A 25,228-nucleotide genomic window follows, 5' to 3' on the forward strand; every position below is an offset into this window, starting at 1 on the left:
CAGTTAAATCTGACCAAAGGCATTCTCGATCACACGGATGTCACCGCGACCATCGACAAGAGCCACGTCAAAGCGCACATCGGTCAGGGAACCAAGTGGCTGGGTGCCAAGGTATTCCTCTGCGGTGCATTGCAATCGGGCAATCTGGCGCGGTGACACTTGGTGAACTGCGGTATCGAACGATCGGCTCTGCTTGACTTCGATAAAGATCAATCCGTTGTCGTTTCTTGCGATCAGATCAATTTCACCACCTTTTCCGCGCCACCTGCGATGCAATATCGGAAAACCGCGGCGCTCATAATCGCGCGCGATATTTTCTTCGGCGGCTTGACCGGCACAATGGCTGGTCTGCCCACGCGCCTGCCGCACCGGCATTCCGCGATGTTTTGCGCCATCGTTCCGCGGGTCGATCATCATCTGCCATTCTCCCGCTTCAGTCGTCTCCTTGCTCACCTGCAAGCTTCATGGCCATTTGGTAAACCGGGCGCCGTTTGACCCCCAACTGGGCCGAGACAAGATCCGCCGCGTCGCGGACCGACATTGTTTCCAGCGCTTTACGCACTGCCGAGTCTATGTCGGTTTCACTAACAGTTTCTGAATCGCCTTTGCCGATCAGCACCACGATTTCACCGCGTGCCTGCGTTTCGGTGTAGATCTGGGACAGTTCGTTTAACGTCCCTCGCTGGACTTCTTCGAATTTCTTGGTCAGCTCGCGGCACACGGCGGCAGGCCTGTCGCCGCCCAAAGTCTCGGCCGCGTCGCGTAGCATCGCCCCCAGCCTTTTTGGCGACTCGTAATAGACAAGCGTCGCGGGAACGCCACGCAATTCGTCCAGCGCCCTTTTGCGTGCGCCGGAAGCGTTGGGCAGGAAACCAGCGAACAAAAAACGGTCAGTGGGCAAGCCAGCAAGCGTCAGCGCCGTCACCACAGCCGAGGGGCCCGGCGCGCTGGTGGCGGGATAGCCAGCCTCTTGTGCAGCCCGCATCAGATCAAACCCCGGGTCCGAGATCATCGGCGTTCCGGCCTCCGAGGCATAGGCCACAGAAAGCCCTGCCTCCAAGGCGCCCAGCAGGCGCGGTCGCGCCTTTGCGCCGTTGTGATCGTGGTAAGCCACTAGCGGACGTTCGCCCAATGGGACGCCGTGGATTTCCAAAAGCCGCCGAAGGCTGCGCGTATCCTCTGCGGCCAGAACATCGGCGCCCCTCAGGATGTCCAATGTTCTCAGCGTGATATCCCGCGCATTGCCGATGGGCGTCGCCACAAGATACAACCCCGGCGTCAAACCGCCCTTTTTCCCCTCAATCGTCACTGGACCCCTCACATGGCTCGGTTATATTCGCACGCAATCTCGCACGGGCGATCCACGCCCGCGCCCGACAACGAGGGAGTTCACCGTCCATGTTTGCTGTTTTGACCCCCATGCGCAAGGCGTTACGCCCTGCGGTCGCAGTTCTGGCCGCCGCTTGGCTTGCTGCCTGTGATGCCACGATGATTCCCTCGGTGGGAGGGCGCGCGGGTGGCCCCAAGATCGACCCGAGCAAACCCATTAGGGTGGCGCTCTTGGTTCCCAAGTCTGATGCCGGGGCCGGGCCGGTTGCCCAAGCGCTGGAAAATGCCACACGTCTGGCGATTTCCGAGCTGAACGGTGCCAAAATCGAACTGAAGGTCTATGACACCGCAGGCAACTCCAGCACTGCCGCAGCGCAGGCGCAGCGCGCCGTCGACGAAGGCGCAAAGGTGATCCTTGGTCCTTTGTTCGGCGAGGCCGCCAATGCGGCGGGCCTTGCCGTCGCCGACGAAGGCATCAACGTTCTCAGCTTTTCCAACAACCCCTCGATCGCAGGCGGCAACGTCTTTGTGCTTGGCCCGACCTTTGCCAACACCGCCCAGCGGCTGATGCGGTTCGCCAAGCGGCAAGGCAAGGACAGCGTCGTGATCGTGCATTCCAACGATGTCCCAGGCCAGTTTGGCAAAGGCGCGATTGAGCAGGCAGCGACCTCGGCGGGCATTCAGGTGCTCAGCTCCGAAGGCTACACCCTGTCGGTTGAGGGCGTGTCCACTGCCGCGCAGGCGGCGGGCCGTGTCGTCCAGCAGGCGGGCGCCGAATCTGTCTTTATCACGACGGATGCGACCAACGCGGCAATGCCGATGCTGTTGAACATGCTGCCCGACAGCGGCGCGAACCCGACCACCACCCAGTATATCGGCCTCACGCGTTGGGACGTGCGCCCCGATCTGTTCGATCTGCCCGGCGCGGAAGGCGCATGGTTCACCCTGCCCAACAAAGCCCAGCAAGAGGCGTTCAACAACCGCTATGCATCGGCCTACAGCACCGCGCCGCATCCGCTGGCCGGGCTTGCCTATGACGGGATCGCTGCCATTGGCGCTTTGGCATCACAGGGGCGGGGCGATGCATTGACTGGCAAGGCGTTGACCCGTTCAACTGGTTTTAACGGTGTGAGTGGTGTATTCCGCCTGATGTCGGACGGAACCAACCAGCGTGGGCTGGCCGTTGCGACTGTGCGCAACAAACAGGTGGTGATTCTTGACCCTGCCCCAACAAGCTTCGGCGGCGCTGGCTTCTGAGCCGAGCCTCGAACAAAACACCGACCGGATGCCGGACGATCTTATCGTTCCGGCCTCCGACATTTTTGATCTACCCGCCCTTCGGGCAAGCCTGTTCGGTTCCTTCCCGGCGGACGTCAGCGAAAGCGAGATCCGCAAGATCACCGTTCAAACGCTGGCAGAGGCGCAGAAAAAAGGCCGTGCGGTCATTGCCGAGGCGTTTGAGGCTGATCCCTTTGCCTCGCGCCGCACCACCCGGTCCTATACATGGCTGACCGATGGCATGGTCCGCCTTGCCTTTGAGGTGGCCACCCAGCACCTGCACCGCCTGCCCAACCCGACCGAAGGGGAACGGCTGGCGGTGATCGCAGTCGGCGGTTATGGCCGGGGCGAGATGGCGCCCTTTTCCGACGTCGACCTGCTGTTTCTCACTCCCTACAAGATCACCCCATGGGCCGAGAGCGTCATTGAATCGATGCTGTACATCCTGTGGGATCTGCGCCTGAAGGTGGGCCATTCCTCGCGGACCGTGAAGGACTGCCTGCGCCTTGGCGCCGAGGATTTCACCATCCGCACTGCGATGCTGGAACACCGTTTCCTGATTGGTCACGCGCCGCTGGCCAAAGAGTTGGACGACCGCCTTTGGCGCGACCTGTTCGACGGTTCGGAACGCGAATTCGTCGAGGCCAAGCTGGAAGAACGGGACGCGCGCCATGAAAAGCAGGGCCAGCGTTATATGGTCGAGCCCAACATAAAGGAGGGCAAAGGCGGGCTGCGCGATCTGCAATCGCTGTTCTGGATCATCAAATATGTGCACCACACCGATGACGTGTCAGAGCTGGTGCAAAAGGGCGTCTTCCGCCCCGAGGAATACGAGGGCTTTTGTCAGGCCGAACGGTTCCTCTGGGCTGTGCGCTGCCATCTTCATCTATCCGCCGGGCGCGCCAATGAACTGCTGACCTTTGACACGCAGGTCGAGGTCGCCACACGTATGGGCTATAAGGACAAGGGCGGACGTCGCGCCGTGGAATGGTTCATGCAGGACTTTTTCCGCAACGCCACCGAAGTGGGCGACCTGACGCGCATCCTTCTGACCTCGCTTGAGGCCGATCACACCAAGGGCGCCCCGCTTCTTGAACGCATCTTCAAGCGCAAGCCCAAGGTCAAGGACGGCTATTCGGTGGTCAACAACCGCCTTGCGATCGTGGACAAGACAGAGTTCCTCGCCGACAAGCTGAACCTGCTGCGCATCTTCGAAGAGGCCCTGCGCACCGGTCTTCTTATCCACCCTGACGCCATGCGCCTGGTCAAGGCCAACCTCAAACTGATCGACGACGGCCTGCGCAATGACAAAGAGGCGCAGAAGCTGTTCCTCGGGTTGCTGCTGAAGCACGGCAATCCCGAACGCGCCCTGCGCCGGATGAATGAACTTGGCGTGCTGGCGGCGTTCATTCCGGAATTCGCGCCGATTGTCGCGATGATGCAGTTCAACATGTACCACCACTATACGGTGGACGAACACACCATCCAATGCATCTGGAACCTCTCCGAGATCGAACACAAGCACCTGACCGAGGAATTGCCTGTCGCTTCGACCATCCTCGAAGAGGGGGTAAACCGCAAAATCCTGTATGTCGCCCTACTGCTGCATGACATCGGCAAGGGGCGGGACGAAGATCACTCGATCCTTGGCGCCCAGATCGCCCGCAAGGTCGCGCCGCGGCTTGGTCTTTCCAAGAAAGAGGCTGAAACCGTCGAATGGCTGGTCCGGCACCATCTTTTGATGTCTGACATGGCGCAAAAGCGCGACATCGCCGATCCGCGCACCGTGCGCGACTTTGCCAAGGCGGTGAAAACCAAGGAACGGCTCGATCTGCTGTGCGTGCTGACCGTCTGCGATATTCGCGGCGTTGGTCCGGGCACTTGGAACAACTGGAAAGCGGCGCTCCTCCGGGCGCTGTATCGTCAGACCCGGCGCGCGCTTGAAGGCGGGATGGAAGACCTCAACCGCGAATTGCGCGGCACCGAAGCCAAAAAGCTGCTGCGTGAAAAGCTGGCGAAATGGTCTGCGGCCGACTTGCGGGTTGAGACCGGGCGCCATTATCCGCCCTACTGGCAAGGTCTGCATGTCACCGCGCATGTGATATTTGCCAATCTGCTGCGCGAGATCGCCGAGGATGAGATCAAGATCGACATCCACCCGGATGAGGACCGCGACGCCACCCGCGTCTGCTTTGCCCTGCATGACCACCCCGGCATCTTCTCGCGGCTTGCCGGGGCCTTGGCGCTGGTCGGGGCCAACGTCGTGGACGCACGCACCTTTACCACCAATGACGGCTATGCCACCGCCGCCTTCTGGATTCAGGACTCCGAAGGCCATCCCTACGAAGACACCCGCATCCCGCGTCTGCGCGACATGATCCGCAAGACCCTGATGGGCGAAGTCGTCGCCCGCGAGGCGATCAAGCCCAAGGACAAGCTGAAGAAGCGCGAAAAAGCCTTCAAGGTTCCGACGCATATCATCTTTGACAACGAAGGGTCCGAGATCTTCACGATCATCGAGGTCGACACCCGTGACCGCCCCGGCCTTCTGTTCGATCTGGCCCGGACGCTGGCCAACCAGAACATCTATATCGCCTCGGCGCTGATCGCGACCTACGGCGAACAGGTGGTCGATACCTTCTACGTAAAGGATATGTTCGGGCTGAAACTGCACTCAAAGGTCAAACGTGACCAGATCGAGAAAAAGCTGCGCGACGCGATCACCGAAGGCACGGAACGCGCTTACGGTTAGTTTTGGCGCGACATTTTTCAAAGCGCAGCTAAACTCGTCTCGAAATGAGCGAACTTGGAAATCTTACGCTGGCTGCGCTTGCGCTTGCGGGCAGTCCCGGCCCTAACACCCTGTCGCTGGCCGCCGTGGGCGCGGCCTTCGGGCGTCAGCGCGGCATGGCCTATCTGGCCGGGCTGACGCTTGGCATGGTGGTGGTCATCGCCATCACGGGCACTGGCGTTTCGACGCTGGTGATGGCCCTGCCCGGCGTAGCGCCGGTCATCACCGGGTTGGCGGTCTGCTATTTTCTCTGGCTGGCTTGGCGCATCGCCACCGCGCCACCGATCGACAAGGTCGATAGCGCCGCTATGCCACCCCGCTGGTTCGAGGGTGCGCTGCTGTCCACGGTCAACCCCAAAGCCTATGCCGCAACCGCCGCCGTCTTTTCCGGCTTTACCGTCATCCCGGACGCGCCACTGCAAGACGGGCTGGCCAAGACCGTTACCGTCATGGCCGTGATCCTCTTCGTCAACATCTGCTGGCTGACCGTTGGCGCATCGTTGACCCGCGCTTTTCAGAACCCGCGCAGCGCCCGAGCCATCAACCTGAGCTTTGCCGCGGCTCTCCTGCTGTCGGTCGCTGCCGCGACCCTTCTTTAACCTGCTTGCCTGCACGTGAGCTGCGCAATTCCTGCATTCCACCCCCTGCCCCTTTCCGCTAAGCCATGGGCGAGCACCAAAGGCACAGGGCAGACATGAAACCGATCAAGCTGATCTCCGGCGTTCTCACCGTCGGCTTCTGGACGTTGATGAGCCGCATCCTTGGCGTCGTGCGCGAGGTGATGATCCTTGCCTTTGTCGGTCCCGGTCCGCTGATGGATGCCTTTGTCGCGGCCTTCCGCCTGCCCAACATGTTCCGCCGTTTCTTTGCCGAAGGTGCGTTCAACGCCGCTTTCGTGCCGATGTTCTCAAAGAAATACGAGGGCGAGGAAGACCCGCTTGTCTTTGCCCGCGACGCGCTGTCCGGTCTGGCCTTTGTCCTGCTGATCCTGACGGCACTGGCGCTGATCTTCATGCCTGCGCTGGTCTATGCCACCGCCGGAGGCTTTGTCGGCGATGCCCGATTTGATCTGACCGTCGGCTATGGCCGCATCGTTTTCCCCTATATCCTGCTGATCTCGCTGGCGGCGCTGTTTTCCGGCGCGCTGAACGCCACCGGCCATTTTGCCGCCGCGGCCGCCGCGCCAGTACTGCTGAACATCTTTGTCATCTCTTTCATGGTCATCGGCGCCTATGTCGGCGGAGCGGCGATCTTTTGGCTGATCTGGGCCATTCCCTTCGCTGGCGCGGCGCAACTGGTCGTGGTCTGGATCGCCGCCGAGCGCGCAGGCATCCGTGTGCGCCCCGCCCGCCCGCGCCTGACACCCGACATGCGGCAGTTGGTGCGCACCGCGATCCCTGCCGCGCTGGCGGGTGGTGTGATGCAGCTGAACCTGCTCGTTGGGCAGTTTGTCGCCTCCGGTTATGAAAAGGCGGTGGGTTGGCTCTACGCCGCTGACCGGCTGTACCAGTTGCCGCTTGGCGTCGTCGGGATTGCCGTAACCGTGGTGCTGCTGCCGGACCTGTCGCGCAAGCTCAAAGCACAGGACCATGTCGGCGGGCGCGCCGCCCTGTCCCGCTCGGGCGAGCTGTCGCTGGCGTTGACAATCCCGGCCTCGGTCGCCTTGGTGGTGATCCCGCTGCCGTTGGTCTCGGTTCTGTTTCAACGCGGCGCGACCGGTGCCAGCGACAGCGCCGCCATTGCGCTGGCGGTGGCGATCTATGGCCTTGGGCTTCCGTCATTCGTGCTGCAAAAAGTCTTTCAGCCGCTATATTTTGCACGCGAGAACACCCGCACGCCCTTCAACTATGCTGTTGTCTCGATGTTGATCAACGCGGTGCTTGCCATTGGCCTTGCGCCCTTTATCGGCTGGATCGCCCCTGCCATTGCCACCACCGTTGCCGGTTGGAGCATGGCGCTGCAACTGTTTTTCGGGGCACGGAAGATGGGCGAAGTCGCCAGCTTTGACGACCGCTTCTTTACCCGTCTCTGGCGGATCTGTGCCGCCTCGGCCCTTATGGGTGGTACGCTTTTTGCCGGGCAACTGCTGCTTGGGCCATTGCTGGCGCAACCATGGGTGCGCGGTTTGGCCCTGACGCTGTTGATCGCAATCGGTATCGTTGCTTACGGCATCGCCGGGCAACTTCTTGGGGCGTTCAGCCTGTCTGAAATCCGCAATCTGGTGCGGCGCCGAGGCAAAAAGGATACTTCTCCATCATGATGCTGACCCCTCTGATCACCGCCGCGCAGGGCTTTCCAGCCCTCGAACGACTGGCGGCCATGGCGAAGGATGAACTGATCCTGTCCTTTCGCATCCTTGATCCCGAAACCCGGCTGCGCGAACAGGCGCTGACTGAGCGTGGTCTTGAAACATGGGCCGATCTGATCGCCTTTCTATCGCGGCGCGGGGTGAAAATCCGTATGCTGCTGGCGGATTTCGACCCTCTGTTTACCTCGGACTTGCATCGCAAGGCATGGGCCTCAGCCTCTGGGTTTGCCGATGTGGTGCAGGGCGATGCGCAGATTCTTTGCGCGCCGCATGGCCAGCGGGCCGGGGCCGTCTGGAAAACGCTCATGCGCGGCAAAGTCGCAAGCGCGATGAGCCAGCTGCGCCAGGAGGAGCCCACCCGCCTGACCCCGGTCCAGCGCGAGGTGCTGGTCAAAGGGCCGGTGCTGCGCCCCGCCACCATCCACCAGAAGTTCGCGATCGCAGACGGCAAGGCCTGCATCATCGGCGGTCTGGACGTGGATGAACGCCGCTATGACACCGCTGAGCATGATCGCCCGCCCGAGGACACCTGGCACGACATCTCGGTACAGGTGCAGGACGATGATTTCGCTGGTGCCCTGCGTGGCCATTTCGCCGAATGTTGGAATGCAGCGCTGGATTGCGGTGTGACTTCTCTGGCGCAAAGGGCTGACCGCTTCGACACGTCGATCCGCTCGCAAAGCCGCTCCGATTTGCGCCTGGTGCGCACTTTTTCGGCGCCTTGCCCTGGGGCGATGCGCCTTGCACCCAACCCGAGTGTGACCGACCATGAAAAGACGCTGATCCGGCTGTTTTCAGAGGCGAAAGATTTCGTCTACATCGAAACGCAATTCCTGCGTCACGCGCCGTTGGTCGATGCCCTGTGTGCCGCCGCAGCCAGCGCGCCGAAGCTGCAACTGGTGGCGATCATGCCCGCCGCCCCCGAACGCGTCATGTTCGATGGCGATCACGGTTGGGACGCGCGCCATGCACATGGGCTTCAGATCAAGGCGCTGGATCGGCTGCGCGCCAGCTTTGAGGGCCGCATCGCGCTGTTAACCCCGGCCCAGCCACGCCCCGCGCCTGAAGGCGCGCCCAAGATGCACGGCGCGGGTCCGGTTTATCTGCACTCGAAACTGACCCTCGTGGACGGGCTGCATTGCATGATCGGCTCGGCCAATCTGAACGGTCGGTCCATGCGTTGGGACAGCGAAGCCTCGGTCCTGATCCGCAATGCCGAATTCGCATCCGATCTTATGACAATGCTGGCGGGATATTGGTTGGGTGACAAGGCCAAGGATCACCCGCTGACCAGCGCCCGCACCTGGAGCGCCGTGGCCGAAAGCGACGCCAAGCGCGCGCCCGATGATCGCCGTAGTTATCTGCTGCCTTTCCCGCTGAAAACAGGGCGCAAGTTCAGCCGTTTCCTGCCGCTATTGCCGGACGACATGTTCTGACTTTCAGTCGCGCCGCATCTTGTCGCGCAGTCGCACCAGCCCGCCGGGCACCAAGATCACCGACAGCACAAACCCGGTGGCAAAACCCGCTATATCGGGCAGCCACAGGTTGCTGCCGCCAAACAACAGGCCAAAGACCAACTGGATGCCCATCAACACGCCGATCAGCGAAAAAGCCCGCATCTGCGCCGCGCCTGCACCGCCCAGCCGCACCCAAAGCAGATAGGTAAACCCGCCGATCAACCCGTAATCCCCCGGGAAAGCCCCCACCAGCGGCGTCGGGTCGTTCAGGATCAGCGCATAGGCCAGCGCCCCGCCAACACTGGCGGCGAAGAAAACGACCAACATCCGCAGGCTGCCCATGACCTCGGCGACGATCTTGCCCATCGCCAGCAGGATCACGGCGGCGAACAGCGCCTGGGTAAAGCTCCAGTGCAGGAACGGATAAGACACAAAGCGCAGCAGGTGTTCGACCGGCCATTGCCCGGTCTCGCGCATCCATTCGAACACCCGGTCGGAAAAGGCGAACTTCTGGATATATTCCGTCCGCCAGCCCACCGCCCCCGGCCCGCCAATCAAGCCCCGGGTGCCCATGTTAAAAGCCACTTCGATCCCCACCAGAACCAGCGCCAGTGCGACAACAACCGGCGGCAAAGGGTTCACGGGGCTTTCATTGTGCGGGTGGGTCATTTCAGCGCTTCCTTGACGGCATCACGGGCCATGGGTAAGCCAGCCGCACCAAAACTTCCAGACGGAGAAGCATCATGACGGAGGGCCAGACCAACTCTGCCTTCACCAAGCGCGTCTTTTCGGGCATCCAGCCTTCGGGCGGGCTCACTCTTGGCAACTATCTCGGCGCGATGAAGCGTTTTGCCGGGATGCAGGGCCAAGGCTATCAGACCATATACTGTATGGTCGATCTGCACGCGATCACCGTCTGGCAAGACCCCGAAAACCTCAAACGTGCCACGCGCGAGTTGTGTGCAGGCTATATCGCCAGCGGCATCGACCCAGAAGATTCGATCCTGTTCAACCAAAGCCAGGTTCCAGAGCACACGCAGCTTGCGTGGATCTTCAATTGCGTCGCCCGCATGGGCTGGATGCAGCGCATGACCCAGTGGAAGGACAAGGCCGGCAAGAACCAGCAGAATGCCTCGCTCGGCCTGTTTGCCTATCCCGCGCTTATGGCCGCCGACATCCTGATCTACCACGCAACGCATGTGCCCGTGGGCGAGGATCAAAAGCAGCATGTTGAACTGACCCGCGACATTGCGATCAAGTTCAACCATGACTTTGGCGTCGACTTCTTCCCGGTGACCGAGCCGGTGATCGAAGGGGCTGCGACGCGCGTCATGAGCCTACGCGACGGATCGAAAAAGATGTCGAAATCCGACCCCTCGGACATGGCGCGCATCAACATGACCGATGACGCTGACGCCATCGCCTCCAAGATCCGCAAGGCGCGCACCGATCCCGACGCCCTGCCCTCGGAAGCCGATGGCCTGAGCGAGCGCCCCGAGGCACGCAACCTTGTCAACATCTACGCCGCGCTGGCGGACATGACTGTGGACGAGGTGCTGCGCGATGTCGGCGGCAAGCAATTCTCGGAATTCAAGCCGATGCTCTCGGATCTGGCGGTGGCCAAGTTGGCCCCGATCTCGACCGAGATGGCCCGCCTGATGCAGGCCCCTGACGAGATTGACGCCATCCTGCATCGCGGTTCGGAACGGGCGCGGGAAATCGCGGCACCGATTTTGGCCCGGACCTACGAAATCGTCGGCATGGTTCGGTAAATCTTTTGCGGGGCGCGGTATCTGCGCCCCGCGCCCTTGCGTCCAGAGGTGGCCTGCCGATGCAGGCCGCATCAGCGAAATGCAATCACAGAGTTTGGGTTCTGGCGAACAGCCTCAAGGCCATGCTCGGGTCCCGCGCCACGGATGGCAACAAGGGGTCATAGCCGGCGCGGATGACCCCGGCGATCTCGGGACGCAGGATCACCTGTCCGTCACCGATCTGGCCTAACGGCGACCGCTCGCGAAACGCCCGATCCGACCAGAGCAAAATGATCTGCACCACCTGACTAAGCGCAAGCGTCTCGGCTGGCACTTTCTGCATCTCGGCATCCATGCGGACAAAGACAAAGGCCGCCATGATGGCCCCCTCGCGGTCAAAGCGGAACGCGCGGTACTGATTGGCCTCCGCCTCTTTCAAACGCGCGACGAGAGGGGTAAGGCCCTCGATCATCCGGCCAAGGTCGGGCACCTCAAGCAGTTCATCCCAATCGCGAAAGAAGAAGACCATAACATTGGCACCCAGTTCCGGGTCCGTCTCGGCCATCTTATGGCCCGCCAATACGCAAACCGCCTCGAACGCGCCCTTGACCACCTCAAGCGTCTTGTCTTCGACGCCAAAGACGATAGGCACGATTGGCCGCCCCCAGCGTGCAAACAGAAAACTGTCGTCGTTGCGCGTGAACAGGTCTTCGATCTGTGCTGGTGTCAGGTTCTCGGACATGACCACCCCTTGTGTCCTGATTTTCCAATTACTCCAAGTCCGCCATCTATCCAATTGCGGATCGGCGGGCTGGATACACCGCTTGCGCGGCCTGTGCAGCCGCTATTTGCCGAAAAGGTCGCCCTGACCCGGGGCTTTCGGCGCGGCCATGCCAAGGTGATCCCAAGCCTTCTGCGCCAGCATCCGCCCCCGCGGCGTGCGCTGGATCAAGCCTTGCTGCAGCAGGTAGGGTTCCACCACTTCCTCCAGCGCATCGCGGCTTTCGGACAGCGCCGCCGATAGGGTTTCGATCCCCACCGGCCCGCCAGCATAATTCTCGGCAATCAGGCGAAGATACCGCCGGTCTGCGCCATCCAAGCCAAGGCTGTCGACCCCCAGCCGGGTCAGGGCATTGTCCGCGAGCTTTTGCGTCACCAACCCGCCGCCTTCGACTACGGCAAAGTCAACGACCCGCCGCAAGAGCCGCCCGGCGATGCGCGGTGTCCCGCGTGATCGTTTGGCGATTTCCAAGGCGCCATCGCCCTCGACCGTCACACCCAGTTTGCGGGCATTGCCTGATACGATGATCTCAAGCTCTTGGGTCGTATAGAAATTCAACCGCGTCGGAATACCAAAGCGGTCCCGCAGCGGCGTTGTCAGCAGGCCCAGCCGCGTGGTCGCGCCGACCAGCGTAAAGGGTTGGAGTTCGATCCGGACGGTGCGCGCGGCGGGGCCTTCGCCAATCACCAGATCCAGCTCAAAATCCTCCATCGCGGGGTAAAGCACCTCTTCCACCGCAGGGTTCAGACGATGGATTTCATCGATGAACAGGACATCGTTGCGTTCAAGATTGGTCAGGATCGCCGCCAGATCGCCCGCCTTGACCAGCACCGGTCCCGAGGTCATGCGGAACCCTACCCCCAACTCGCGCGACATGATTTGCGCCAGCGTCGTCTTGCCAAGCCCCGGGGGGCCGTGGAACAGCGTGTGGTCCATCGCCTCGCCGCGCGACCGCGCAGACTGGATAAAAATCCGCAGGTTGGATCGCGCTTCGGCCTGTCCGACAAAATCGTCCAGCATCTGAGGTCGCAAAGCCCGGTCAAAATCCTCGGGCATGGTTTCGGGGCGCAGCGCCGGATCTGGCTCGGTCGTCATGACTTATCCCTTTGGCGCCAGCAATTTGAGAGCCGCGCGGATCAGCGTCGCGGTTTCGGCCTCGGGGTCGTCGCCCGCCGCCTGCGCTACCGCCCCGGCGGCCTCACCGGGGGCATAGCCAAGATTGCCAAGCGCGGAAAGCGCCTCGGCCTGAGCCGAGGCATTGGGCTTCGCGGCGGGGGCAGTTGCGCGCGCCCTTGGGATTGGCGCTTCGATCACCTCGGCATCGTCCAGGCTGGGCGCGCTTTGGCCCGCTGCGCCCATCGCCATGACCGTCGGGGCCTTGTCCTTAAGTTCATTGACCACGCGTTGCGCTGTCTTTGGGCCGATCCCCTTGGCGGCCTTCACCGCGTTCCAGTCGCCCAGTGCAATGGCGCGGCCGACCCCGTCTGGCCCCAACGCGCCCAGAATGGCAAGCGAGGCTTTCGCACCCACGCCCTGCACGCTCATCAACAAACGGTGCCATTCTTTTTCGACCATCGTGGGGAAGCCAAACAGCTGCAGCAGATCCTCGCGCACCAGCAGATCGGTCCAAAGTGCCACCGCCTCACCGACGCCCGGAAGCCCGGCCAAGGTCCTGTCCGAGCAATGCACGACATAGCCCACACCGCGCACGTCGATCAGCACGCTGTCGAGGCCCTTGAATTCGATCCGTCCCGCGATCCGCCCGATCATGCCCGTATCCTTAGCTGCTGCGCCCCGAAGTAATGCCCGTGACAGATGGCAATCGCCAGCGCGTCCGCTGCATCCGGCCCGTTCAGGACCGCCGTGGGCAGCTGAAGCTTGACCATATGCTGGACCTGGGTCTTGTCCGCATGGCCCACCCCGACCACGGTCTTTTTCACCTTGTTCGGCGCATATTCCCCGATCTCAAGCCCGAACTGCGCCGGGACCAGCAGGGCAATCGCCCGCGCCTGCCCCAGTTTCAGCGTGGCGACCGCATCTTTATTCACAAAGGTCTGTTCGACCGCTGCTGTATCGGGGGCAAAACGTTCAAAGACTTCGGTCAACTGCTGGTGCAGATACAGCAACCTGGGCGCCAGTTCCCCCGCAGGCGAGTGAATCACCCCGTTCGCAACATGCCGAAATCGCCCGCGTTCGCCTTCGATGACGCCCCACCCGAGGTTTCGAAGCCCCGGATCAATGCCCAATATCCGCATGCTGCCCGCCATTGTTGCTTTGTCGCCACGGTTAGCACGAAAGGCGAACATTGGCCAAGCGAAAAGGCGCCACGGCCTATTTGCGACGCGAGTTATCCACAAACGACACACAAAGCCTGAAACCGCCGCCCCGGGGTTTGGATGCGACACCGCAGAAAGGGAAATTCTGGCAATATTTACCACACGTTAACCGAAATTTCTGCCATGCAGAAAATGCATAAAACCCATGCAATTTGCGCGCTTGTTAGGCGTTTATAATATGCCTAATTGCGGTGCAGAAAATGATTCAATCCTTCCCTCCCAAGGAGTCCGCAAATGTCCACCTATGACGTGAACCGCCACTACGCCACCGCCCACACCGCAAACCGCCTGGGCTATTTCCTTGTCAGCGCTGTCTCGATGCTCTCCGCATGGAACGACGCGCGCCTGACCCGCAAAAGCCTTGCATCGCTGTCCGACCGCGAGCTGGACGATATCGGCCTGTGCCGCAACGACATCGACGTGGTTGCTCGCCGCGGTTAAACGCGCCTTTGGCAATTACCAGACATGAGTAAGGCCGCTCTCCAGTCAGGAGAGCGGCCTTTTCATTGCGTGAGCGCAGAGAGAAAACTGTTTACGTCAGAAACGGAGGCTATTGCAGATAGGGGCCAATCAGGGCGCCCAGTTTTTCAGTGACAGGGTCGATCTGCATCAGCATTGCGCCAGCCTGCTCAAAGCCAGAGCCGGATTGCAACTGAGACACATGGGCCAGATACTTTTCCTGGCCCAGGCCGCCCAGAAGGAAGGCTTTGAAGATCATAAAGCCGATCACGGCCAAGACCAGAAAACGCAGCCCAAAACCACTGGCCTTGCTATCAGGGCGCTGGGTGATCAGCCCGTTCTTGTCGAGCTTGTTCACATAGCCATGAGCCATGCGCTTGTGTTTGCGACGCAGCGCTTTCTGGCGCTTGTCAAAGGATTGAAGCGTGCTATCCATGGCAGCCTCCGAATGTCCGGCCCCCACCGGATATTCGACACAATTACCCATGAAATAAGGCAAGATTTGGGCACACGCCTCGAGTTTTGCCTAAATCTGACCTGAAATCACTCTGATTTCTGCATGGTCAGCGTCACCCAGTCACCAATCACATCCCGGCGCACCTGTTTGATACCGTTTTGTGCATAAACCTCGACAACTTCGTCCGCCTGCCGAGTCAGAATTCCCGAAAGAATCGCAAATCCGCCTGGTGCCAGATGTGTGCTCATATCCGGGGCAAGGTCGATCAGCGGTTGTTTGAGGATATTGGCAAAGATCAGGTCATAGGGCGCGCGGGCGCTCAGATCCGGATGGCCAAAGCCAGCGGCCTCGACGCAGGTCAGCTTGTCCGACAGACCATTGGCCGAGACGTTGGCCTCGGCAACCTCAACAGCGACCTCATCGATATCCGAGGCGATCACAGGGTTTGGCCAGATGCTGGCAGCCCCCATGGCCAGAACGGCGGTGCCGCAACCGATATCGGCTACGGACTTGCCCTCGAACCCCTGCGCGGCCAGACGGTCAAGCGCCTCGAGACAGCCCTGCGTGGTGCCGTGGTGGCCGGTGCCAAAAGCCATCGCGGCCTCGATCAACAGCGGCACAGAGCCTTCGGGGATCTTCTCCGCATCGTGCGAGCCATAGACGAAAAAGCGGCCAGCAACGACCGGGGTCAGTTCGCGGCGCACCTTGTCGACCCAATCGGTATCCGGCACTTCGGAAACGACAAAGGGCCGTGCATTATAGGCTGCTGCCAAAAGCGCCAATTCGATGTCGTTCGGCGGCTCAAGGAAATAGCCTCCAACCTCCCAAGTGCCCGAGCCGTCCTCGATCTCGAAGACGCCAACCCCTGTGGGTTCAGGCTCCAGCTCTTCCAGGGCCTCGCTGAGGGCGTCGGCCAGATCTTTGGCGGGCAGTCTGGTGAAGGCTGTGTAGGTGGTGGGCATGACGCGCTCCTATAGGTCGGATGGCGCTCCGATACCGCGTTTATGCGGTCCTGACCAGAACCCTATTCGGCCGGGGCCGGAGCCAATGCCGAAAAGACAGTCTCATTCCCGGGTTCGGGATGGCGCGGGATCATCAAGGCCAAGATCAGACTGACCCCGGCCATCGCCGCGGCAAGTCCAAAGACAGCTGCCGGCGAGACCAGCCAGAGATAGCCAAGCGCGGCAGGCAGAAAGACCGCGGCGATATGGTTGATGGTAAAGGCCACGGCGGCCGTCGGGGCGATATCGCCCGGATCCGCGATCTTCTGGAAATAGGTCTTCAGCGCCAGCGCGAGGGCAAAGAACATATGGTCGATCACATACAGCGATGCTGCCAGAATGACGCCCCAGCCAAACCAATAGACCCCGCCATACAACACGAAGACCACCACAAGCCCGACGTATTCGAACACCAGCGCCCGGCGTTCCCCAAAGCGGTGGACCACCCGGCCAAAGACCGGCGCGATCAGCATATTGGCCACGAGGTTGATCAGGTAGAGCGCGGTAATATGGTGCACCTCAAAGCCAAAATGCTCGACCATCATGAAACCCGCAAAGACGGTAAAAATCTGGCGGCGCGCCCCTGCCATGAACTGCAGCGCATAATACAGCCAATAGCGGCGGCGCAGGATGAACTTTTTCACCTGCGGATTGGGAGATTCAAACTGCGGGAAAACCAGTGCGCAATAGGCCACGATCGCCACCGTCAGCCCCCCCGAGACCATGTAGACGAAATTGTAGGACAGATCGAACGCCTGCCACGTCATGACGATCAGGACATAGGCCACCAAGGTCGCCGCCGATCCGGCGGCCAGCAGCAGGCCCAGAACCTGCGGCGCGCGGTCCTTGGGCAGCCATTGCAACTGAAGGCTCTGGTTCACGGTTTCATAGTAGTGAAACCCGATTGAACTGAGCAGCGTCACCGTCATCAACCCGCCCACTGTCGGGAACCATGCCGTCACCGCTGTCGCCACGCCCAACAGCACAAGGGACAAAAGCCCCAGCACCTGCTCGCGCATGACCAGCAGCACAAGGATCACCCCGATGGCCAGAAAGCCGGGGATTTCCCGCACCGTATGCAGCCAGCCAATGTCCGAGCCATCGAACTGCGCCACTTCGATGACGAAATTGTTCAACAGGGCCGACCATGTGGCAAAGCTGAGCGGCATGGCAATAGCCATGAGGAACAGAAGCGTCACAGGGCGGCGCCAGATCGGCAGGGATTGTGCGTCTTGCAGCGAGATCGTTTTCATGGCGCGTGCTTTACGCCCATTTCCGCCCCTTGGCGAGCTTTTCGTCCCCGCAAAAACGCACAGGGCTCACTCGGGTGAAAACCGGTATGTCACGTCGGCAAAGCGGTCGCTGGGAAAAACATAGAGGAAGCGCAGCCCGTCTTCTCCGGCAACGGTGTAATGTTCGGCATCGGCGGGCACATACAGCGCAACATTGGGCTGAAGATCATGAGCCACGCCGTCGATCGTCACAATACCCGAGCCGGCAAGGCCGAAATAGATCTCGGCCTGTGCATGGCGATGCGCCTTGAGCGTGCCAAAGGCGCCGAATTCCGCGACCCCCAGCACCATATCCCTTGTGCCGTTACGCTCGGCGTCAAACAGGGTCCGCCAACGGACTGTGCCAAAGGCCGGATCCTCTCCGCCTTCCAGCGGCGCATGATCGGCATTGGCAATGACGGGCATTTTCACAAGAGCGGCGCCCAGCGCCTCGGCCATTTGCAGATCCATGTCGCGCTTCCTTTTCCACGCCAGAGTGTCTTTCGGATATTTGCGACGAACCACCCTGTTTGCGCTGGCTCAGAACCGACTGCGCCGCTTCGTTATCGGGCGGCCAAAATGCGACACCGCTGTCGCACTCAAGCCATCCTGATCTGAATCAAAGCGGACGCATTCAATATGCGGCATGCAAATGCGCAGACTGAGGGATCAGGAGAACGCGCATGGACATCGTCCCCCTTGTTGAACGAATTGGCGAAAGCCCGACAGCGGCGCTGTTTGGCCTGATCGCCGGCATCACCTTTGGCGTTGCGGCGCAGCGGTCGCGCTTTTGCCTGCGGGCTGCAACGGTGGAATTTGCCCGCGGCATGATGCAAGACAAGGTCGCGGTCTGGCTGTTGACCTTTTCCACGGCGGTGGTCTGGGTTCAGGGCGCGCAGATGCTGGGCCTGATCGACACATCCGAAGCGCGGACGATGGCCGTCCCCGGCAGTTGGTCCGGAGCCATCATCGGCGGGCTTGTGTTCGGCGCGGGCATGGTGCTGGCGCGCGGCTGTTCGGGCCGATTGCTGGTACTGGCGGCGACAGGGAATTTACGCTCGGTCGTGTCCGGCCTGATTTTTGCCGTCGTGGCACAAATGAGCCTGTCCGGCTGGCTTGCACCGGTTCGCGACTATCTGGCGGCCCTTTGGATCACGCCGGGCGGGCGCAACGTAAACCTGCTGACGGCGCTGCACCTGCCGGAACAGACGGGTTTGGTAATTGGCCTGCTGATCGCCCTGATCGCACTTGAACTGTCGCGTCGCAACAACATCGGCTGGTCGCGGCTGGTCTTTGCCTCGGGCGTCGGATTTGCCGTGGCACTGGGATGGGTGCTGACCTATGCGCTGGCGCAGGTCGCCTTTGAGCCGGTTCAGGTCGAAAGCCTGACCTTCACCGGCCCCTCGGCCAACACGCTGATGTTCTTTCTTGATCGCAATGCCCTGCTTGAATTCGACGTGGGCCTTGTACCGGGAGTTGTCATCGGCTCTTTCACGGCTGCGCTGCTGACCAAAGAGCTCAAGTTCCAAGGTTTTGAAGGCCCGACCCCGATGCGCAATGCGATGATCGGAGCGGCCATGATGGGCTTTGGCGGGATGCTGGCCGGGGGGTGCGCGATCGGCAATGGCGTCACGGGGGGCTCGATCTTTGCAGGCACCGCATGGCTCGCGCTGTTCTGCATGTGGATCGGCGGAATGAGCATGGACGTGCTTCTGGGCGGACGCGGACAGCCCGCCCATATCTGAGGCTGCGGCGGGGGTAACCCCGCCGTGCGCTCAGGTCCGCAGACGCCAGCCTGTCTTGAAGATCCACCAGACCACGGCAAGGCAAAGACCGGTAAAGGCGGCGATCGCCAGAAGGCTCAGCCCGATCGGCACATCCGCCACGCCAAAGAACGCCCAGCGAAAGCCCGAAATCAGGTAGACCACCGGGTTGAACAGGGTGATCGTTTGCCAGACCGGCGGCAGCATCGAGATCGAGTAAAACGACCCGCCAAGGAAAATCAGCGGCGTGACGATCAGCAATGGCACCAGTTGCAACTGCTCGAAATTACCTGCCCAGATGCCGATGATGAACCCCATGAGGGCAAAGCTGACGCAGGTCAGCACGAGGAACGCCACCATCGCAAAGGGGTGCATGATCGTCAGGTCGACAAACAATGACGCCGTGCCAAGGATCACCACGCCGATGAACAGCGCCTTCGTGGCCGCCGCCCCGACGTAGCCAATGACGATTTCAAGGAAGTTCACCGGTGCCGACAGCAATTCATAGATCGTGCCGATGAACTTGGGAAAGTAGATCCCGAACGAAGCGTTGGAAATGGCCTGCGTGATGACCGACAACATGATAAGCCCAGGCACGATAAACGCACCATAGCTGACCCCCTCGACCTGATCGATACGGCTGCCAATGGCCGCGCCGAAGACGACGAAATACAGCGAGGTCGAAATCACCGGCGAGATGAAGCTCTGCGCAAGTGTCCGGAAGAACCGCATCATTTCATTGCGGTAAATTGCCTGGATAGCACCGAAATTCATGCCGCATCCTCCTGTGTCTGGTCCGAGACAAGACCGACAAAAATATCTTCGAGCGAGCTTTGGGCCGTCGAGACATCCCGAACCACCAGACCGGCTTCGCCGAATGCGGACATCAGCCGGGCAATCCCGGTGCGTTCGGCCGCCGTGTCGTAGCCATAGACAAGGGTCCGACCTTCGTCCTCGATGCGCAGATCGTACCCCGACAGCGCCTCAGGGATCGCGGTGATCGGATCGTCCAGTTCGACTTTTAACTCTTTCTGGCCCATGCGTGTCATCAGGCTGGCCTTGTCTTCGACCAGAAGGATCTGCCCCTTGTTGATCACGCCTACACGGTCGGCAATGGCCTCGGCCTCTTCGATGTAGTGGGTGGTCAGGATGATGGTCACGCCGTCCTGCCGCAACTCCTCGACGATTTCCCACATGTCGCGGCGCAGTTCCACATCCACCCCGGCGGTGGGTTCGTCCAGAAACAGAACCCGTGGTTCGTGGCTCAGGGCCTTTGCGATCAGGACGCGGCGTTTCATCCCGCCGGACAGCGTCATCACCTTGTTGTCGCGTTTGTCCCACAGCGACAGCTTGCGCAGGATCTGTTCGATCAGCGCATCGTTGCGCCGCAATCCAAACAACCCGCGCGAAAAGCGCACCGTGTTCGATACCGTCTCGAAGGGTTCAAGGTTGATTTCCTGCGGCACCAATCCGATCAGCCGCCGCGCCGCGCGAAAATCGCTGACAACGTCGTGACCCCCTACTTCGATAACCCCCGAAGTCGGCTGCGTAATCCCGCAGATCGCCGAGATCAGGGTTGTCTTGCCCGCGCCATTTGGCCCGAGCAGCGCAAGGATTTCCCCTTCTTTGATCTGCAGCGAGACGCCTCTGAGCGCTTCGAACCCGCCATCGTAAATTTTCCGCGCATCGCGGATGTCTACCATTGCCATGGGTCACCTTTCCTGTTCGCGTGTTCTATCTAGACCGATCGGTTCAGAATGCAAAGCTACAGAAATGCACAAGTCCCATGCATGTCGCTTTCGGGATGGTCCGGGCGAACATGTCAGCGTAAGGCTTGGCACATGCAATCCTCATCTCTCAATCAGGCCGGGCTTGGCATTCTGTTGATTTGCCTCGGCGTTGTCGCCATTTCGATCAACGACCTGCTGATCAAGGTCTTGTCCGGGGGCTATCCGCTGCACCAGATGGTGTTTGCGCGGTCTGCCATCGGCTTGCTGTTCACCTTCGGATTCGTGTTCTACGAGGGCGGGCTTGGTATTCTGCGCAGCAAGACACCGTTCTTGCACATGCTGCGCGGGGCGCTGGTGGTCTTCGCCAACATGACGTTTTATGCCGCTGTCGCGGTTCTTCCGCTGGGACAGGCGACAGCGCTGTTCTTTGTCGCGCCGCTGTTCATCACATTGCTGTCGATCCCGATGCTGGGGGAAAAGGTAGGGCCCTTGCGGATGGGAGCGGTGATCGTGGGCTTTGCCGGGGTGCTGATCATGCAACAACCGTGGAAGAACGATCTGGAGGTGTCGCGCATTGTGCTGCTTTTGCCTGTGATCGCGGCTGCGCTTTATGCGCTGATGCAGGTGATGACCCGACGTCTGGGTGTGACGACGCGGGCCTCGGCGCTGGCGGTCTATATCCAGGGCACCTTTCTGGTGGTGTCGATGGGCTTTTATCTGGTTGCGGGGGATGGACGGTTTGCCGAGGGTGTCACAAACGACAGTCTGCTTTTTCTGCTGCGCGCCTGGGTCTGGCCGCAGCCGGGTGACTGGCCCGTGTTCATCGGGCTGGGGGTCTGCTCGGGGCTTATCGGCTATTGTCTCAGCGCGGCCTACCGCATGGCCAATGCTGCAACGATCGCGCCGTTTGAATACATCGGTTTGCCGATGGCAATCTTCTGGGGCTGGCTGACCTTTGGCGAATGGCCAACGGTATCGACATGGATCGGCTGCGCATTGATCATCGGGGCGGGATTGTTCGTGTTCCTGCGCGAACAGGCCAAGGCGCGCCCGATGCCCGGACGGCGGGCGCGCTGGGGGCGGCGGTAAAGGCAGGTTTCCATGACTTGAGCGCGATTGGCCCGTTTGGATAGCTTGAGCCCACTTTTCATCGCGATTTATTCAAGAAAGGGCTGACCCATGGCCGACCAATTCATTTTCAAGACCACAACTTTTGCCACCACCGACTATGGCGACATCCAGACGCAAAGCTTTAAAGACCCCAGCTTTGGCTATACGCCGCAGGACTTCATGAAGATCGGCGATATCGCAGGAGAAAGCCAGCGCTTGACCTTTTCAGACGATGGCCTTGTCCCCGGGGGCCTTGATGACATCCTCGGCTGAGGTGGATTAGGGGTTTTTGCGAAAAACCCGGTATCCGTCAGGCGCCGCGCACCGTGTCGATCATCAGTTGCACGTTTTCCGGGTCGGCGTCGGGCGTGATGCCGTGGCCAAGGTTGAAGATGTGCGGACCTTTCGAGAAGGCCTGCACCACCCGGCGGGTTTCGTCGATCAGGGACTGACCGCCAGTGACCATATGACTGCTGGCAAGGTTGCCCTGAACGCAACCGTGAGGCTGGACGTGCTCTGCCGCCCATTCTGGGGTCACGCTGTCGTCCAATGCCACGCAGTCCGCGCCCGTTGCTTTGTGGAAACCGATGTACTTGTCGCCCGCTTGGCGCGGGAAGGCGATGATCGGCAGGCCGGGGAAGCGCGATTTGAGCTCCGACACGATGGTGCGGGTCGGTTGCATCGCGTAGCGGTCGAAATCCTCCCCCTCCAGCGAGCCCGCCCAGCTGTCAAAGATCTTGACCACCTCGGCGCCCGCTTTGACCTGCTCGGAAAGATAATCGATGGTGGATTCGGTCAGCCGGTCGATGATCGCATCGAACACCGGACGATTTTCCGCCTTGAGCGCATGGGCCGGGCCCTGATCGGGCGTCCCGCGACCGGCGATCATATAGGTCGCGACGGTCCACGGTGCGCCCGCAAAGCCGATCAGCGTGGTTTCTTCGGGCAGCGCCTTGCGCAAACGGCGCACGGTTTCATAGATCGGGTTCAAGGTGTCGTGGACCATCTCGCCGCGACCCAGCTTGTTGAATTCTTCCATCGTGGTGATGGTCGACAGGCGCGGGCCTTCGCCGGTGACAAACCACAGATCGGCGCCCAGCGCCTGCGGCAGCAGCAGGATGTCAGCAAACAGGATCGCCGCGTCAAAGCCATAGCGCCGGATCGGTTGCAGAGTAACCTCGGTGGCAAGGTCCGGATTGTAGCACAGCGACAGGAAATCTCCCGCCTCGGCCCGTGTCGCCTTGTACTCGGGCAGATAGCGACCCGCCTGACGCATCATCCAGATGGGGGGCGTGGGGAGTGTTTCGCCAGCCAGCGCGCGCAGGATCGTCTTGGTCATCGGGGGCTCCTTACAAACTTGCGGAGGAAATAAGTCAAAACTCTTGCCATTGCCACCATCCATTGCGCCGCATAAAGATTTGTCCATGACATATGAGCTTCCCAGCCCCGCCGCCCCGCTGAAAATCGGCACCCGTGGTTCGCCCTTGGCGCTTGCCCAAGCCTATGAGACACGCGCGCGTCTGGGCGCGGCCTTCGATTTGCCGGACGAAGCCTTTGAAATCGTCGTCATCAAGACCACCGGCGACAACCGCTCGATGATCGAGGCGGACCGGCCTTTGAAAGAAATCGGCAACAAGGGCCTGTTCACCAAGGAAATCGAAGAGGCGATGTTGGCGGGCGACATCGATATTGCCGTGCATTCGATGAAGGACATGCCGACCGAGCAGCCGCAGGGCTTGCTTTTGGACTGCTACCTGCCACGCGAAGACGTGCGCGATGCCTTTATCAGCCCGCAATACGGCAGCATTCATGATCTGCCGCAGGGTGCGGTGGTGGGCTCATCCTCGTTGCGCCGCCGGGCGCAACTGCTGTCCCGGCGCCCCGATCTGCAAGTGGTCGAATTTCGCGGCAATGTTCAGACGCGGCTGAAAAAGCTTGGCGATGGTGTGGCTGCGGCGACGTTTCTTGCCATGGCGGGCCTGAACCGGATGAACATGGACGAAGTGCCCAAAACCGCCATCGCCCCCGAGGACATGTTGCCCGCTGTCGCCCAAGGCGCCATCGGCATCGAGCGGCGCGCGGATGATACCCGCGCCAAGGACATGCTTGCCGCCATTCACGATGTTCAGACCGGCCAGCGCCTTGCGGCCGAGCGGTCTTTCCTTGCGACGCTAGATGGCTCTTGCGAAACGCCGATTGCCGCGTTGGCTGAGCTGTCCGAAGACAGCCTGCGTTTGCGCGGTGAAATTCTGCGCCCAGATGGCTCCGAGTCGCACGCGGATGAGATCAGCGGCCATATTGCCGACGGTCCGCAACTGGGCCATGAATTGGCCAACCGGCTTTTGACCCGCGCGGGCGAGGGCTTTTTCGACTGGAAATAGGCGCCCAGACGCCCTTTGCGGATGAATCGCAAAGGCGTGATAGGTAAGCGCGCCCTTCATGTGCTACACTCTGTCGCAGTACGCAGCCAATCGGTCCGGCCGGGCGCGTGTTCAGGCCAGATCCGATTGGCGCCTCAGCGCGACGCCAAAAGGAGTAAGCTTATGCCCCAAACAATCGGAAACCCACTATCCTGGACTGCCCGCGTTCTGGGGTTGGCCGGGCATCACGTCGCAGACAGCGCACAAGGGCTGGGCAGCGAGGACATGACCGTCCCGGAAACCCGGCCATTGGAGATGGAGGATCTACGCCATGCCCTGCGCGCCGGTTGGCAGGATTTCATAGCCTGCCGCAGCGATGTGATGTTCATCGTTTTGCTTTACCCGGTCATGGGTCTGGTGCTGATGGGCATCGGGTTCAAAATGGCGCTGATCCCCTTGCTGTTTCCGCTTGTCATGGGCTTTGCCCTGCTTGGCCCGATCGCGGCGGTCGGTGTCTACGAGCTGAGCCGTCGCCGCGAACTGGGGGAAGAAACCCACTGGTACACAGCCCTCAAGGTGGTCGAGCGGCCGTCGTTCGGCGCTATCCTTGTGCTCGGGATCTACATGGCGGCGCTGTTTCTTGTCTGGATGCTGGTCGCGGCGGAAATCTATGGCATGACCATGGGTCCAGCGTCGCCAACATCCGTGGGCAGCTTTGTCACAGAAGTCCTGACCACCGGCGCCGGTTGGACGCTGATCGTGATCGGCTGCGGCGTGGGCTTTTGTTTCGCGCTGGTAACGCTGGCGGTTTCGGTCGTCTCGGTCCCGCTGTTGCTGGATCGCAAGCCTGGCCTGCCCGTCGCCATCACCACGTCGATCAAGGTCACCCGAGAGAACCCGGTCGTGATCCTTTCCTGGGGGGCGATTGTCGCCGGGGCGCTGATCCTGGGCGCGCTGCCGATGCTTCTGGGGCTGGTGGTCGTATTGCCGGTGCTGGGCCATGCCACCTGGCATCTGTACCGCCGCGCCGTGCGTTAATTGGGGCG

Annotated in this window: 26 protein-coding genes; 12 read left to right on the plus strand and 14 right to left on the minus strand. The window is 61.1% G+C overall.

Annotated features, from left to right (window positions below):
* Positions 1–3: 3 nt before the first annotated feature.
* Both ACOYQJ_RS10905 and rsmI read right to left on the minus strand, forming a co-directional pair.
* Complete coding sequence (locus ACOYQJ_RS10905; RefSeq protein ID WP_422906057.1) at positions 4–417, minus strand: YraN family protein; 414 nt, start codon at positions 415–417, stop codon at positions 4–6.
* Positions 418–433: 16 nt separating this feature from the next.
* Entirely contained in the window at positions 434–1,303 is an 870-nt protein-coding gene (rsmI, locus tag ACOYQJ_RS10910) for a 16S rRNA (cytidine(1402)-2'-O)-methyltransferase (protein ID WP_422906278.1), read from the minus strand.
* A 95-nt stretch (positions 1,304–1,398) separates the two neighbouring features.
* On the opposite strand from rsmI, the gene ACOYQJ_RS10915 reads away from it, so the two are divergent.
* The 5 genes from ACOYQJ_RS10915 (at position 1,399) to ACOYQJ_RS10935 (ending at position 9,142) form a co-directional block, all read left to right on the plus strand.
* Positions 1,399–2,586 carry a penicillin-binding protein activator gene (locus ACOYQJ_RS10915; RefSeq protein ID WP_422906058.1) on the plus strand — a complete coding sequence of 396 codons (1,188 nt, stop codon included), beginning with the start codon at positions 1,399–1,401 and terminating at the stop codon, positions 2,584–2,586.
* Positions 2,546–5,359, plus strand: coding sequence for a [protein-PII] uridylyltransferase (locus ACOYQJ_RS10920; protein ID WP_422906059.1), 2,814 nt, complete (start codon positions 2,546–2,548; stop codon positions 5,357–5,359). Before ACOYQJ_RS10915 ends, ACOYQJ_RS10920 begins: the two co-directional genes overlap by 41 nt.
* A gap of 44 nt (positions 5,360–5,403) precedes the next feature.
* Entirely contained in the window at positions 5,404–5,997 is a 594-nt protein-coding gene (locus tag ACOYQJ_RS10925) for a LysE family translocator (protein WP_422906060.1), read from the plus strand.
* A 95-nt stretch (positions 5,998–6,092) separates the two neighbouring features.
* The gene (gene murJ / locus ACOYQJ_RS10930; RefSeq protein ID WP_422906061.1) at positions 6,093–7,658 is read left to right on the plus strand and encodes a murein biosynthesis integral membrane protein MurJ; all 1,566 of its coding nucleotides are present in this window, start codon (positions 6,093–6,095) and stop codon (positions 7,656–7,658) included.
* Positions 7,655–9,142, plus strand: coding sequence for a phospholipase D family protein (locus ACOYQJ_RS10935; protein WP_422906062.1), 1,488 nt, complete (start codon positions 7,655–7,657; stop codon positions 9,140–9,142). The genes murJ and ACOYQJ_RS10935 overlap by 4 nt, the downstream gene beginning before the upstream one ends.
* A gap of 3 nt (positions 9,143–9,145) precedes the next feature.
* Here the strand turns inward: ACOYQJ_RS10935 and ACOYQJ_RS10940 are convergent, their stop codons facing one another.
* Positions 9,146–9,832, minus strand: coding sequence for a rhomboid family intramembrane serine protease (locus ACOYQJ_RS10940; protein WP_422906063.1), 687 nt, complete (start codon positions 9,830–9,832; stop codon positions 9,146–9,148).
* Positions 9,833–9,906: 74 nt separating this feature from the next.
* Here ACOYQJ_RS10940 and trpS point away from each other — a divergent pair, with 74 nt between their 5' ends.
* The gene (gene trpS / locus ACOYQJ_RS10945; RefSeq protein ID WP_422906064.1) at positions 9,907–10,935 is read left to right on the plus strand and encodes a tryptophan--tRNA ligase; all 1,029 of its coding nucleotides are present in this window, start codon (positions 9,907–9,909) and stop codon (positions 10,933–10,935) included.
* 85 nt (positions 10,936–11,020) lie between these two features.
* On the opposite strand, the gene ACOYQJ_RS10950 is transcribed toward trpS, so the two are convergent.
* The 4 genes from ACOYQJ_RS10950 to ruvC form a co-directional block, all read right to left on the minus strand.
* Positions 11,021–11,644: a hypothetical protein gene (locus ACOYQJ_RS10950; protein ID WP_422906279.1), complete on the minus strand. Its 624-nt coding sequence runs from the start codon at positions 11,642–11,644 to the stop codon at positions 11,021–11,023.
* A 114-nt stretch (positions 11,645–11,758) separates the two neighbouring features.
* Positions 11,759–12,790: a Holliday junction branch migration DNA helicase RuvB gene (gene ruvB, locus ACOYQJ_RS10955; protein ID WP_422906065.1), complete on the minus strand. Its 1,032-nt coding sequence runs from the start codon at positions 12,788–12,790 to the stop codon at positions 11,759–11,761.
* A gap of 3 nt (positions 12,791–12,793) precedes the next feature.
* Complete coding sequence (gene ruvA, locus ACOYQJ_RS10960) at positions 12,794–13,465, minus strand: Holliday junction branch migration protein RuvA (RefSeq protein WP_422906066.1); 672 nt, start codon at positions 13,463–13,465, stop codon at positions 12,794–12,796.
* Entirely contained in the window at positions 13,462–13,950 is a 489-nt protein-coding gene (ruvC, locus tag ACOYQJ_RS10965; RefSeq protein WP_422906067.1) for a crossover junction endodeoxyribonuclease RuvC, read from the minus strand. Before ruvC ends, ruvA begins: the two co-directional genes overlap by 4 nt.
* Positions 13,951–14,265: 315 nt before the next feature.
* On the opposite strand from ruvC, the gene ACOYQJ_RS10970 reads away from it, so the two are divergent.
* Complete coding sequence (locus tag ACOYQJ_RS10970; RefSeq protein ID WP_422906068.1) at positions 14,266–14,472, plus strand: DUF1127 domain-containing protein; 207 nt, start codon at positions 14,266–14,268, stop codon at positions 14,470–14,472.
* A 109-nt stretch (positions 14,473–14,581) separates the two neighbouring features.
* On the opposite strand, the gene ACOYQJ_RS10975 is transcribed toward ACOYQJ_RS10970, so the two are convergent.
* The 4 genes from ACOYQJ_RS10975 to ACOYQJ_RS10990 all read right to left on the minus strand — a co-directional run bounded on the left by ACOYQJ_RS10975 (position 14,582) and on the right by ACOYQJ_RS10990 (position 17,690).
* The gene (locus ACOYQJ_RS10975) at positions 14,582–14,926 is read right to left on the minus strand and encodes a hypothetical protein (RefSeq protein WP_422906069.1); all 345 of its coding nucleotides are present in this window, start codon (positions 14,924–14,926) and stop codon (positions 14,582–14,584) included.
* A gap of 107 nt (positions 14,927–15,033) precedes the next feature.
* On the minus strand, positions 15,034–15,909 hold the full coding sequence (locus ACOYQJ_RS10980) for a 50S ribosomal protein L11 methyltransferase (RefSeq protein ID WP_422906070.1): 876 nt from the start codon (positions 15,907–15,909) through the stop codon (positions 15,034–15,036).
* Positions 15,910–15,971: 62 nt separating this feature from the next.
* Positions 15,972–17,201, minus strand: coding sequence for an MFS transporter (locus tag ACOYQJ_RS10985; protein ID WP_422906071.1), 1,230 nt, complete (start codon positions 17,199–17,201; stop codon positions 15,972–15,974).
* Between the two features lie 66 nt (positions 17,202–17,267).
* Positions 17,268–17,690: a cupin domain-containing protein gene (locus ACOYQJ_RS10990; RefSeq protein ID WP_422906072.1), complete on the minus strand. Its 423-nt coding sequence runs from the start codon at positions 17,688–17,690 to the stop codon at positions 17,268–17,270.
* 212 nt (positions 17,691–17,902) lie between these two features.
* On the opposite strand from ACOYQJ_RS10990, the gene ACOYQJ_RS10995 reads away from it, so the two are divergent.
* Positions 17,903–18,964 carry a YeeE/YedE family protein gene (locus ACOYQJ_RS10995; RefSeq protein WP_422906073.1) on the plus strand — a complete coding sequence of 354 codons (1,062 nt, stop codon included), beginning with the start codon at positions 17,903–17,905 and terminating at the stop codon, positions 18,962–18,964.
* A 30-nt stretch (positions 18,965–18,994) separates the two neighbouring features.
* Here ACOYQJ_RS10995 and ACOYQJ_RS11000 read toward each other — a convergent pair whose 3' ends face one another.
* Together ACOYQJ_RS11000 and ACOYQJ_RS11005 are read right to left on the minus strand one after the other, a co-directional pair.
* Entirely contained in the window at positions 18,995–19,756 is a 762-nt protein-coding gene (locus tag ACOYQJ_RS11000; protein WP_422906074.1) for an ABC transporter permease, read from the minus strand.
* Positions 19,753–20,691 (minus strand): ABC transporter ATP-binding protein, encoded by a 939-nt coding sequence (locus ACOYQJ_RS11005; RefSeq protein ID WP_422906075.1) that lies wholly within the window; start codon positions 20,689–20,691, stop codon positions 19,753–19,755. The genes ACOYQJ_RS11000 and ACOYQJ_RS11005 overlap by 4 nt, the downstream gene beginning before the upstream one ends.
* A 132-nt stretch (positions 20,692–20,823) precedes the next feature.
* Here ACOYQJ_RS11005 and ACOYQJ_RS11010 point away from each other — a divergent pair, with 132 nt between their 5' ends.
* Positions 20,824–21,801 (plus strand): DMT family transporter, encoded by a 978-nt coding sequence (locus ACOYQJ_RS11010; RefSeq protein ID WP_422906076.1) that lies wholly within the window; start codon positions 20,824–20,826, stop codon positions 21,799–21,801.
* Between the two features lie 90 nt (positions 21,802–21,891).
* Positions 21,892–22,095 carry a hypothetical protein gene (locus ACOYQJ_RS11015; RefSeq protein ID WP_422906077.1) on the plus strand — a complete coding sequence of 68 codons (204 nt, stop codon included), beginning with the start codon at positions 21,892–21,894 and terminating at the stop codon, positions 22,093–22,095.
* Positions 22,096–22,132: 37 nt separating this feature from the next.
* Here ACOYQJ_RS11015 and hemE read toward each other — a convergent pair whose 3' ends face one another.
* Positions 22,133–23,161: a uroporphyrinogen decarboxylase gene (gene hemE, locus ACOYQJ_RS11020; protein WP_422906078.1), complete on the minus strand. Its 1,029-nt coding sequence runs from the start codon at positions 23,159–23,161 to the stop codon at positions 22,133–22,135.
* Between the two features lie 85 nt (positions 23,162–23,246).
* Here hemE and hemC point away from each other — a divergent pair, with 85 nt between their 5' ends.
* A complete protein-coding gene (hemC, locus tag ACOYQJ_RS11025; protein WP_422906079.1) occupies positions 23,247–24,203 on the plus strand; it encodes a hydroxymethylbilane synthase in 957 nt (318 codons plus the stop codon).
* A gap of 162 nt (positions 24,204–24,365) precedes the next feature.
* A complete protein-coding gene (locus ACOYQJ_RS11030; protein WP_422906080.1) occupies positions 24,366–25,220 on the plus strand; it encodes a DUF2189 domain-containing protein in 855 nt (284 codons plus the stop codon).
* The last annotated feature ends 8 nt before the right edge of the window (positions 25,221–25,228 follow it).

Origin of the sequence: Pacificoceanicola algae (assembly GCF_049341065.1) — a bacterium.
Taxonomy (GTDB): domain Bacteria; phylum Pseudomonadota; class Alphaproteobacteria; order Rhodobacterales; family Rhodobacteraceae; genus Pacificoceanicola.

Bases quoted from the DNA above. Each gene is read 5' to 3' on its own strand.
- ACOYQJ_RS10905 (WP_422906057.1), bottom strand. From the start codon at position 417: ATGATGATCGACCCGCGGAACGATGGCGCAAAACATCGCGGAATGCCG.
- ACOYQJ_RS10915 (WP_422906058.1), top strand. From the start codon at position 1,399: ATGTTTGCTGTTTTGACCCCCATGCGCAAGGCGTTACGCCCTGCGGTC.
- ACOYQJ_RS10925 (WP_422906060.1), top strand. From the start codon at position 5,404: ATGAGCGAACTTGGAAATCTTACGCTGGCTGCGCTTGCGCTTGCGGGC.
- murJ (WP_422906061.1), top strand. From the start codon at position 6,093: ATGAAACCGATCAAGCTGATCTCCGGCGTTCTCACCGTCGGCTTCTGG.
- ACOYQJ_RS10935 (WP_422906062.1), top strand. From the start codon at position 7,655: ATGATGCTGACCCCTCTGATCACCGCCGCGCAGGGCTTTCCAGCCCTC.
- ACOYQJ_RS10940 (WP_422906063.1), bottom strand. From the start codon at position 9,832: ATGACCCACCCGCACAATGAAAGCCCCGTGAACCCTTTGCCGCCGGTT.
- trpS (WP_422906064.1), top strand. From the start codon at position 9,907: ATGACGGAGGGCCAGACCAACTCTGCCTTCACCAAGCGCGTCTTTTCG.
- ruvB (WP_422906065.1), bottom strand. From the start codon at position 12,790: ATGACGACCGAGCCAGATCCGGCGCTGCGCCCCGAAACCATGCCCGAG.
- ruvA (WP_422906066.1), bottom strand. From the start codon at position 13,465: ATGATCGGGCGGATCGCGGGACGGATCGAATTCAAGGGCCTCGACAGC.
- ruvC (WP_422906067.1), bottom strand. From the start codon at position 13,950: ATGCGGATATTGGGCATTGATCCGGGGCTTCGAAACCTCGGGTGGGGC.
- ACOYQJ_RS10970 (WP_422906068.1), top strand. From the start codon at position 14,266: ATGTCCACCTATGACGTGAACCGCCACTACGCCACCGCCCACACCGCA.
- ACOYQJ_RS10975 (WP_422906069.1), bottom strand. From the start codon at position 14,926: ATGGATAGCACGCTTCAATCCTTTGACAAGCGCCAGAAAGCGCTGCGT.
- ACOYQJ_RS10980 (WP_422906070.1), bottom strand. From the start codon at position 15,909: ATGCCCACCACCTACACAGCCTTCACCAGACTGCCCGCCAAAGATCTG.
- ACOYQJ_RS10985 (WP_422906071.1), bottom strand. From the start codon at position 17,201: ATGAAAACGATCTCGCTGCAAGACGCACAATCCCTGCCGATCTGGCGC.
- ACOYQJ_RS10990 (WP_422906072.1), bottom strand. From the start codon at position 17,690: ATGGATCTGCAAATGGCCGAGGCGCTGGGCGCCGCTCTTGTGAAAATG.
- ACOYQJ_RS10995 (WP_422906073.1), top strand. From the start codon at position 17,903: ATGGACATCGTCCCCCTTGTTGAACGAATTGGCGAAAGCCCGACAGCG.
- ACOYQJ_RS11000 (WP_422906074.1), bottom strand. From the start codon at position 19,756: ATGAATTTCGGTGCTATCCAGGCAATTTACCGCAATGAAATGATGCGG.
- ACOYQJ_RS11005 (WP_422906075.1), bottom strand. From the start codon at position 20,691: ATGGCAATGGTAGACATCCGCGATGCGCGGAAAATTTACGATGGCGGG.
- ACOYQJ_RS11010 (WP_422906076.1), top strand. From the start codon at position 20,824: ATGCAATCCTCATCTCTCAATCAGGCCGGGCTTGGCATTCTGTTGATT.
- ACOYQJ_RS11015 (WP_422906077.1), top strand. From the start codon at position 21,892: ATGGCCGACCAATTCATTTTCAAGACCACAACTTTTGCCACCACCGAC.
- hemE (WP_422906078.1), bottom strand. From the start codon at position 23,161: ATGACCAAGACGATCCTGCGCGCGCTGGCTGGCGAAACACTCCCCACG.
- hemC (WP_422906079.1), top strand. From the start codon at position 23,247: ATGACATATGAGCTTCCCAGCCCCGCCGCCCCGCTGAAAATCGGCACC.
- ACOYQJ_RS11030 (WP_422906080.1), top strand. From the start codon at position 24,366: ATGCCCCAAACAATCGGAAACCCACTATCCTGGACTGCCCGCGTTCTG.